Below are 9,976 nucleotides of genomic sequence, written 5' to 3'. Positions count from 1 at the left end.
ATCATCAAGGCGGGACGGTATCTGGGGCAAAGCATGCGGCTGATGTGCGGCTTGCCCGAGTACGACACCTACGTGGCGCACCGGGAAGTGACCCATCCCGGCGAGCCGATGATGACGTATGAAGAGTTCTTCCGCGAACGGCAGGAAGCCCGCTATGGCGCGCCGGCAAGCGTGGTGGTTGTTGTTAGCGGACACCTGCCCCAGCCTGCTGCGCGTCGGTATAGGTGGCCTGCGATGCTCACCGTACTTTAGTACGGTTGCGCTTCTCGGCCACCTCTCCCTTCCGCTCGCTACGCCTGGATCAGGTGTTGTAGCTCAGCAATAATTTGAGGGCGGTCTTGCGAGACCGCCCTATTTGTTTCATCTCGTATAAGTTCCCCTCCCCTTTCCTCCCTTAGACCCACATCAACATCGGGGTGTGTCTTCACGTCTATATTTTTCCAATAGGAATTAAAAAACCGCCAACGGGTCACCGGGGAAGCGCCGCAGCCATGTTCAATTTCCAACGCTCCAGCATCAGCCAGAAGTTGACCATGATCTCGGTGCTGTCGTCGGGCTGCGCGCTGCTGCTGGTGTTCGTGGCATTCGCGCTGACGTCCGTACTCAGCCACAAGGATGATGAAGGCAAGCAGCTGCTGTCGCTGGCGGGCGTGATCGGCGCGGCGGCGGCAACGCCATTGCTCATAGGCAAACCGGCGCAGGCGCAGGCGGAACAGGTGCTGGCCGCCCTGGCCGCGCGCGAGGAAGTGGCCCAGGCGGCCCTGTTCGACAAGGGCGGGCGTCTGTTCGCCCTGTACCGCGCGCCGCGCCACGCCGAAGGACTGGCAATGCCGGAAGACATGGACCCGGCCCTGCTGGCCGACATGGCCGTGCAGCCCGTCACGCAAGGCTCGGGCACGGCGCTGGCGCCGGCCATGCGCCTGTACCGCCCCGTCTTTGGGCAGGCGGCGCAGGCGCAGGAGGTCATCGGCGCCGTGCTGATCGAGGCCGACCTGAACCACATGTGGCGCGACATCGGCCGCCACGTGAGCGCCATCGGCGGCGCCACCGTGCTGTCCTTTCTCGTCGCCGTATTCTTGGCGCGGCGCTTCAAGAGCGTGATCGCCGAGCCGATTACCAAACTCATCGATACGGCGCAAAAAGTCTCCAGCAGCCAGACCTACAGCCACCGCATCGCGCACCAGCGCAGCGACGAGCTGGGCGTGCTGATCGACAGTTTCAACGACATGCTGGCGCAGATCGACAGCCGCGACAGCACCCTGGCCAATTACCGCGACCAGCTGGAACGCCAGGTGGGCGTGCGCACGGCGCAGCTGGAAAAGGCCAAGGATGCGGCCGAGGCGGCCAGCCAGGCGAAGAGCGCGTTTCTTGCCACCATGAGCCATGAAATCCGCACGCCTATGAATGGCGTGCTGGGCATGACGGAGCTGCTGCTGGCCAGCCAGCTGACAACCCAGCAGCGCCACTACACGAGCATGGTGCAGCGTTCAGGACAGAATCTGCTGGTGATCATCAATGACATCCTCGACTTTTCCAAGATCGAGGCGGGCAAGCTCAGCGTGGAATACATCCGCTTCAATTTCCGCGAATTGCTCGACGACATAGAACATGTGTTCGCGCCGCAGGCGGAGGCGAAGAATATCTGCCTGGAATTCGATATCGCCAACGACATTCCCATCGCCATCTGCGGCGACCCGAACCGCTTGCGCCAGATCATCGTCAACCTGCTGGGCAACGCCATCAAATTCACGGAAACGGGCAAGGTCACCGTGAAAGTGACCGTCTGCTGCGAGGACGCGCCCAGCGTGGGCTTGCGCTTCGAGGTGCACGACACGGGCATCGGCGTATCGAACGAAGCGCAGAGCCGCATCTTCGAATCGTTCTCGCAGGCGGACGGCTCGACCACGCGCAAGCATGGCGGCACGGGCCTGGGCCTGACGATTTCCAAGCAGCTGGTGGAACTAATGGGGGGCACTATCGGCGTTGATAATGCTTTAACGCAAGGCTCCATCTTCTGGTTCGAAGTAAATTTCGATAAGCGGAGAGTCGACAGCGACGACCCGTCCTTCAACCTGAAAACCACGCGAGGATTACGCGCCTTGATCGTCGACCACACACCCGCCACGCGCGCCGTGCTGGAGCGGCAACTGGCCAGCTGGCACATCGTCAGCGACAGCGCCGGCACGGCCAGCGAATGCCTGGCCAGGCTGCACGCGGCCGCGCAGGCGGGCACGCCATACGCCGTGGCCCTGCTGGACATGGCATTGCCGCGCACCAGCGGCCTGGCCCTGGCCGCCACCATCAAGAGCGATCCGCTGCTGGCCGACCTGAAACTCCTGCTGCTGAGCACGGACGAAGGCGCGGCCGACCCGGTGCAGCGGCGCGAGGCGGGCGTGGCCTTCCAGCTGATCAAGCCGGCGCGCGAATGCGACCTGTTCGACTGCATCGTCACGCCGCCGCGCGCCAGCGAGGGCCTGCGCATCCATCCGCCGCATGCGGCGCGGCAAGTGGGCCGGCGCCAGCGCCGCCGCGTACTGCTGGCCGAGGACAATCCCGTCAACGTGGAAGTGGCGCTGGCCATGCTCGACAGCCTGGGCCTGGACGTGGAATGCGCGCACAACGGCGAAGAGGCGCTGCTGGCGGCGCAGGCCGAGGATTTCGACCTGATCCTGATGGATTGCCAGATGCCCGTGATGGATGGCTTTGCGGCCACGGCGGAAATCCGCCGCCACGAACAGCAGTGCGGCCATGCGCGCGTGCTGCCCATCGTCGCCATCACGGCCAATGCGCTGCAGGGCGACCGCGAAGCGTGTCTGGCGGCCGGCATGGACGATTACCTGAGCAAGCCTTTTACGCAGCAGGACCTGGGACACACGATCGCCCGCTGGATCACCCTGCCGCGCGCGGCCACCGTGCACCACAGCGAGCCGGCGGACGTGCCAGCCAGCACTGCGCCCGCCCTGCCCGCGCCGCCACCGCAGCAGCCGCCCGCACTGCCGCCCGCACTGCCACTAAACCGGCAGGCGCTGGAAAACATCCGCGCCCTGTCCGGCACGGATGGCGATGCGCTGCTCGAACGCGTGATCCTCGCCTTTGCCAGCGAGACGCCGCGCCAGCTGGCGGCCATGCGCGAGGCCATCGCCAGGACGGACGCGGAAGCGCTGCGCAAGGTGGCGCACAGCCTCAAGTCAGGCAGCGCCAACGTGGGCGCCGATGGTCTGGCGCAACTGTGCAAGGAGATGGAAAAACTCGGCCGCGCCGGCAGCACGGAAGGCGCGGCACCGCTGCTGCAGGAAATGCAGCAGGCATTCCTGGCGGTGCGCGAATCGCTGAGCGCCGTCCTTGTGAAGGAACACTGACATGACAGCGCCCCTTTCCCCTCCGCGCGGCCTGGTGCTGGTGGCCGACGACGATCCCGTGATGCGCTTGCTGATGCGGCAGATGCTCACGCAGGTAGGCCTGGACGTGATTGAAGCCGAGGACGGCGTGCAGGCGCTGGCCAGCTACAAGCACAGCGGGCCGGACCTGGTCATGCTCGACGTCGACATGCCGGCCATGGACGGCTTTGCCGTGTGCCGCGAAATCCGCCACCAGGAAGTGGGCGGCACCGTGCCCATCATCATGGTCACGGGCGGCGACGAACTGGAAGCCGTCACGCGCGCCTACGAGGTGGGCGCCACCGATTTCATTTCCAAGCCCATCAACTGGCCCATCCTCGGCCACCGCGTGCTGTACGTGCTGCGCGCCAGCGATGCCATCGCCCGCCTGCGCATCGCCGACGCGCATAACCGCGCCGTGCTGGCCGCCATCCCGGACACCTTCTTTCGCCTCAACCGCGACGGTTTTTATCTGGATTACGAACAGGGGCACGACGCCAGCGCGGGCTTTTCCATCAGCAATTGCGTGGGCAGCCACATCCGCGACGTGCTGCCCACCGAGATCGCCGCGCGCCTGCTCGACCAGGCCCACGCCGTGCTGGCCAAGCAGCACATCGGCTCGGTCGACTACACGCTCACGCACGCCGATGCCACGCGCCACTTCGAGGCGCGCCTGGTGGCGACGGGCGCCGACGAGGTGCTGGGACTGGTGCGCGATATCAGCGAGCGCAAGCGCACCGAGGAACAGATCCGCCGCCTCGCCTATTGCGACAGCCTGACGGGCATCCCCAACCGCCAGGCTTTCCTGGAAACCCTGGAGCGCGAGCTGGTGCGCTCGAAGGAGCACGACAAGAAATTCGCCGTGCTGTTCATGGACCTGGACGCCTTCAAGCGCATCAACGATACCCTGGGCCACGATGTGGGCGACCATCTGCTCAAGGTGGTATCCGAACGCCTGCGCGAAACCATCCGTCCCAGCGACCTGGTGCTGCGGGCGGAATACGAACTGGGCGGCATTTCCGGCGGCAGCAACCTGGCGCGCCTGGGCGGCGATGAATTCACGATTTTAATACCCGACCTGGAACGGGTGGAAGACGCGCTCAACGTGGCGCACCGGGTCAAGGAAGCCATGCGCCGGCCCTTCATGATCGAGGCGCACGAGATTTTCGTCACGGCCAGCATCGGCATCTCGCTGTATCCGGAAGATGGCGAGGACTGCAATTCGCTGCTGAAATATGCTGACACGGCCATGTACCACGCAAAGAACTGCGGCAAGAACAACGCCAAGCTGTACAGCTCATCCCTGACGATGGAAATCATGAGCCACGTCAAGATGGAAGTGGGTTTAAGAAAAGCCTTGCAGAACAACGAGCTGTATTTGCTGTACCAGCCGCAGATCGACGTGCCCAGCACGCAGATCGTCGGCGTGGAAGCGCTGGTGCGCTGGCGCCATCCCGAGCGTGGCATCATTTCGCCCACGGAATTCATTCCACTGGCCGAAGAGACGGGACTCATCGTGCCGATCGGCGAATGGGTGTTGCGCACGGCATGCAACCAGGCCAAGGCGTGGCAAAGCGATGGCGGGCGCGCCATCCGCATGGCCGTGAACCTGTCGGCCAAGCAGTTCAAGGATGAAAACCTGATGCAGATCGTGCTCTCGGCGCTGGCCGACACGGGCCTGGACGCGCGCCTGCTGGAGCTGGAATTGACGGAAGGCACCCTGATGGACGATGCGCGCGCCACCATGGTGACCCTGGAGCAATTGCGCGGCATCGGCGTCTACCTGTCGATCGACGACTTCGGCACGGGATACTCTTCCATGAATTATCTGAAGCGCTTCGACGTGCGGGCCTTGAAGATCGACAAGAGTTTTATCGCCGGCTTGCCGCAGGATGCGGAAAACGCGGCCATCACGCGCGCCATCATCGCCATGGCGCATGGCCTGAAGATGGTGGTGGTGGCCGAGGGCGTGGAAACGGACGAGCAGTTGCTGATGCTGGAGGAATACGGCTGCGACATGGCGCAAGGCTATTTCCTGGGCCACCCGTCACCGCACGACACGATCACGGCCATGCTGGCGCGGCAGGCGAATCAGGTGATCAACGTGGATGCGCGAGTACTTCGAAGGCGAGGATTTGCGTGACTTGCTGCGCATTGAAATTGTCGTCGGACACCAGCACCAGGCTGCGGCTGCCATTCGCCAGGCGCGGCCCCCAGGCCATGCCTTCGATGTTGTCGACCCTGGCCAGGCCCAGCTTTTCCAGGTCCAGCAGCAGGCGCTTGCGCGCCGGCACGTAGCTGGCGCCCGCCAAGGCCGGGATGGCCTGGATATCCGTGGCGCCATCCGTCTCCATCAGATAGATGCGCACGTGGTTGGCGTACACGCCGGCCGCGTTTTCCACGCCGGCCCGCTCCACCACCAGCAACTGGTGATCGTTGACGGCGAGGATTTCCGACACGCCATTGTCCGCCTCGCGCCCAGGCGCCGGCCGCGACGCGACGGCTTCGATCGGGTACGCATACTGGCCCAGCACCTTGCCGCTGCGGTCCAGGCGCGTGATGCGTACCACGGAGCCGTGGTCCGGCGTGGCCAGCGGGCCATCCTGGTACAGGGCCGCCTCCATGCCCAGCCACAAGCTCTTGCCATCGGCGGCAAAGGACAGGCCCTCAAAGCTCATGTTGTTGCGCGAGCCGACCTCGTCCTTCGAGACCTTGAACATGGCCGGTGTCGGCAAGGTCGCCAGGAATTTTCCATCGCGGTCCGCATGGCGCACGAACGGGTGCAGGCCCACCTTGCGGTTGCCTTCGCTGCCGTACCACAGGCTGCCATCGCGCGGATCGACGCGGAGGGTTTCGATGTCGGCCACCTGGTCGCCCTGATCCAATTTTGCATGCGCCAGGTTCGGGTAGCGGCTGCCGTCCGGCTGCGTGAAGAAATGCACGCTGTCCAGGGTCACGCCGGAAAATTTCTCGCTATCGTAGGCAAGCGTGGCGCGGTAGAAGCGGGCCGGATTGATTTCCGAGCGGTCATCGCTTTCCATCACCCAGCTGTTGCTGGCCGCATCGTAATCGATGCCGGACAAGCCGCCCACCGTGGTGCCCTGGAAAGCCTGTTTCAAGGCAATGCGCTGCTCGCCGATCAGGCGCAGGCCGGTAATCGGCGCGTCCTGCGTAAAGCTGGCGCAGGCGGACAGGACGATGGCGGCGGGCGCCAGGACAAGCGCGGTACGAAAAAATCGATGCATGACAAATATCAGTGAGTGCGTAGGTCGCTTAGCGCAAAGCGCGTAAGCCGACGACATTGTTGACGTAGCCGGTGGTGATGTCGGATTACGCGGCGTACCGCCGCTAATCCGACCTACATCCCATCAGCCTTCTTCCGCGCGACGGCGGCCGTATAAAATCCCGCTTGCGTAGGTCGGCTTAGCGCAAAGCGCGTAAGCCGACGACATTGTTGGCGTAGCCGGTGGTTGCGTCGGATTACGCGGCGTACCGCCGCTAATCCGACCTACATCCCATCAGCCTACTTCCACGCGATGGCGGCCGTATAAAATCCCGGTCGCGTAGGTCGGCTTAGCGCGAAGCGCGTAAGCCGACGATATTGTTGGCCTGGCTGGCGGTAGTGTCGGATTACGCGGCGTACCGCCGCTAATCCGACCTACCCGACCTACATCTACCGACACCAGCCTATACCACCCCATCAGCCTTCAGCCGCGCGATGGCGGCCGCATCATAGCCCAGCGACGCCAGCACTTCGTCGTTGTGCTGGCCCAAGGCTGGCCCCAGCCACTGCGTCTTGCCTGGCGTGGCCGACAGTTTCGGGCTGATGGCGGGCAGTTTCACGGGCGTGCCGTCGGGAAAGTGGTGTTGTTCAAACATATTGCGGGCGAGAAATTGCGGGTCGCTCAGCATGTCGCGCACCGAATAAATTTTACCGGCAGGCACGTCGGCCGCCTTCAGCACGGCCAGCGCGCTGTCGATGGTATGCGTGGCGCACCAGGCGCCGATGGCGTCGTCAATTTCCTGCGTGCGCGCCACCCTGCCATCGTTGCGCGCCAGCTGCGGGTCGCCCGCCATGTCGATGCGGCCCATGGCCAGCATCAATCGCTTGAAGATGGCGTCGCCGTTGCCGGCAATCACGATGTTTTCGCCATCGCCCGTCGTATAGGTATTCGATGGCACGATGCCGGGCAGCGAGCCGCCCGTGCGCTCGCGCACCACGCCCGCCTGGTCATACTCGGGCACCAGCGACTCCATCAGGTTGAAGACGGATTCGTACAGCGCCACGTCGACCATCTGGCCTTCGCCGGCCACCGCACCGCCCGTCACGTCGCGGTGGCGCAGCGCCATCATGGCGCCGATCACGCCGTGCAGGGCCGCCACGGAGTCGCCGATCGACACGCCCACGCGCACAGGCGGACGATCCGCAAAGCCGGACACATAGCGCAAGCCGCCCATCGATTCGCCGATGGCGCCGAAACCGGGCAGGTCCTTCATCGGCCCCGTCTGGCCAAAGCCGGACAGGCGCACCATGATCAGGGATGGCTTGTCTTTCTTGAGCTGTTCGTAGCCGAGGTCCCACTTTTCCAGCACGCCGGGGCGGTAGTTCTCGATGATGATGTCCGCTTCCAGCGCCAGCTGGCGGGCGATGGCCCGGCCCTCGGGCGACTTCAGGTTCAGGGTCAGGCTTTTCTTGTTGCGCGCCTGCACCGACCACCACAGCGAGGTGCCGTCCTTCAGCACGCGCCAGGTGCGGATGGGGTCGCCGCCATCGGGCGACTCGATCTTGATCACGTCGGCGCCGAATTCGGCCAGCATGCGGGCGCAGAACGGCCCCGCGATCAGGGTGCCCAATTCCAGCACTTTAATGCCTTGCAGTGGACCAGTGGTCGCGGAAGATTCTGTCATAGAGGTCAGTTCAGGTTGCCCTGCGGTCGAGCATCGCGCGGGCGATGGTGCCCGCGTCGACGTATTCCAGTTCGCCACCCACGGGCACGCCGCGGGCCAGGCGGCTCACGCGCAAGCCACGCGCCTTCAGCATTTCGCTGATGTAGTGGGCCGTCGCTTCGCCTTCATTGGTGAAGTTGGTGGCCAGCACCACTTCGCCGACCACGCCATCGTTGGCGCGGTTCAGCAATTTTTCGAGGTGGATATCTTTCGGGCCGATGCCGTCCAGCGGCGAGAGCCGCCCCATGAGGACGAAATACAGGCCCTTGTAGGTAAGCGTCTGCTCGATCATCAGCTGGTCGGCGGGCGTTTCCACCACGCACAGCAAGCGCTTGTCGCGCTCGTCGTCGAGACAGGTCTCGCACACTTCATGTTCGGTAAAGGTATTGCACAGGCCGCAGTGATGCACGGCATCGACGGCCTGGAACAGGGCGCGCGACAGCATGGCCGCGCCTTCCCTATCGTGCTGCAACAAATGAAATGCCATCCGCTGCGCCGACTTGGGGCCGACGCCGGGCAGGCGCCGCAGCGCCTCGGTCAAAAATTCAAGCGACTTGGACATGGATCAACCTTGTCCCGTGCCATCGATCGAGCGCATGCGGCAGTGCATCAGAATGGCATTTTGAAGCCGGCTGGCAAGTTCATGCCGCCAGTCAAACCTGCCATTTTTTCAGCGGAGGTCGCTTCAGCCTTGCGCACGGCGTCGTTGAAGGCGGCGGCCACCAGGTCTTCCAGCATGTCCTTGTCGTCGGCCAGCAGCGACGGGTCGATCGACACGCGCTTGACGTCGTTCTTGCACGTCATGACGATTTTCACGAGGCCGGCACCGGACTGGCCTTCCACTTCCACCAGCGCCAGTTGCTCCTGGGCCTTTTTCATATTGTCTTGCATTGCTTGCGCCTGCTTCATCAGGCCAGCCAGTTGATTTTTCATCATAAGAATGCTCCGTTAATTCAGTTTGTGAGTGTGTTAATCATCAATGCAGGGTCGGCGCGGCGGAGCCGGCCGGTGCAGGGGTAATCGTGCCCGGCACGACAAAAGCGTCGAATGCACGCTTCATGTCGAGCACAAAGGGGTCGCTGGCGATGGTTTCTTCCGCGGCAAGCTGGCACGCTTCGCGGTGGGCCTGCGCTTCCGCGCTGGCCGTGTACCAGACGGCGCCCAGTTCCGTGTCGACATTGACCTTGCGGCCGAAACGCTCGCTCAGCACGGCCGCCAGTTTTTCCACGTTGGCCGGACTGCGCCAGGTGTCGATGGGCACGCGCAGGCGGAACGTGGTGCTGTGGCCATCGTGCAGGCATTCGATCAGCTCGGCCTGCACGGCCAGTTGCTGGGCTATGCCACGCAGGGGCAGCACGGCGGCGACGGCGGGCCAGTTGCCGTCCCAGTCCAGGCCCGGCACGGGCGTGATCACATACGGTCCGCTGGGCGCGGCTTGCTTGGCGGCACGCTGCGGCATGACGACGGCCGGCTGCTCGCTGCTTTGCGCGGCCGGCGCGCCGGCTGGTGCGGCGACGGCGGCCGAGGCGCTGTCATCGGAAAATTCGGTAACCCAGGGCGGCAAGTCGTCGTCTGGCTGTGCCGGTGGTGGCGGCGCGGCAGCACGTGTCTGCTCGACAGGCTCGGGCGCTGGGGTGTTCGTCACGGCGGAA

At 64.2% G+C, this 9,976-nt stretch carries 6 protein-coding genes and 2 pseudogenes; 3 read left to right on the top strand and 5 right to left on the bottom strand.

Annotated features, from left to right (window positions below; all coding sequences use genetic code 11):
* The 3 genes and pseudogenes from JaAD80_RS23880 to JaAD80_RS23870 all read left to right on the top strand — a co-directional run bounded on the left by JaAD80_RS23880 (position 1) and on the right by JaAD80_RS23870 (position 5,520).
* A pseudogene (locus tag JaAD80_RS23880) lies at positions 1–188 on the top strand (YbdD/YjiX family protein).
* 303 nt (positions 189–491) lie between these two features.
* Complete coding sequence (locus JaAD80_RS23875; RefSeq protein WP_102298229.1) at positions 492–3,359, top strand: response regulator; 2,868 nt, start codon at positions 492–494, stop codon at positions 3,357–3,359.
* A gap of 1 nt (position 3,360) precedes the next feature.
* Positions 3,361–5,520: a bifunctional diguanylate cyclase/phosphodiesterase gene (locus tag JaAD80_RS23870; RefSeq protein WP_102298226.1), complete on the top strand. Its 2,160-nt coding sequence runs from the start codon at positions 3,361–3,363 to the stop codon at positions 5,518–5,520.
* On the opposite strand, the gene JaAD80_RS23865 is transcribed toward JaAD80_RS23870, so the two are convergent.
* The 5 genes and pseudogenes from JaAD80_RS23865 to JaAD80_RS23845 all read right to left on the bottom strand — a co-directional run.
* Entirely contained in the window at positions 5,477–6,622 is a 1,146-nt protein-coding gene (locus tag JaAD80_RS23865; RefSeq protein WP_102298225.1) for an esterase-like activity of phytase family protein, read from the bottom strand. The genes JaAD80_RS23870 and JaAD80_RS23865 overlap by 44 nt on opposite strands.
* 442 nt (positions 6,623–7,064) lie before the next feature.
* Positions 7,065–8,285: a CaiB/BaiF CoA-transferase family protein gene (locus tag JaAD80_RS23860; RefSeq protein WP_102298222.1), complete on the bottom strand. Its 1,221-nt coding sequence runs from the start codon at positions 8,283–8,285 to the stop codon at positions 7,065–7,067.
* A gap of 10 nt (positions 8,286–8,295) precedes the next feature.
* The gene (gene recR, locus JaAD80_RS23855) at positions 8,296–8,886 is read right to left on the bottom strand and encodes a recombination mediator RecR (protein ID WP_092800624.1); all 591 of its coding nucleotides are present in this window, start codon (positions 8,884–8,886) and stop codon (positions 8,296–8,298) included.
* 47 nt (positions 8,887–8,933) lie between these two features.
* Positions 8,934–9,260, bottom strand: coding sequence for a YbaB/EbfC family nucleoid-associated protein (locus JaAD80_RS23850; protein ID WP_034759121.1), 327 nt, complete (start codon positions 9,258–9,260; stop codon positions 8,934–8,936).
* A gap of 40 nt (positions 9,261–9,300) precedes the next feature.
* Positions 9,301–9,976, bottom strand: a pseudogene (locus JaAD80_RS23845) (DNA polymerase III subunit gamma/tau); the annotation flags it as partial.

Source organism: Janthinobacterium sp. AD80 (assembly GCF_002878455.1).
Taxonomy (GTDB): Bacteria; Pseudomonadota; Gammaproteobacteria; order Burkholderiales; family Burkholderiaceae_D; genus Janthinobacterium.
The sequence above is the reverse complement of the archived record's forward strand: the minus strand, read 5'-3'. Positions and strand labels throughout refer to the sequence as shown.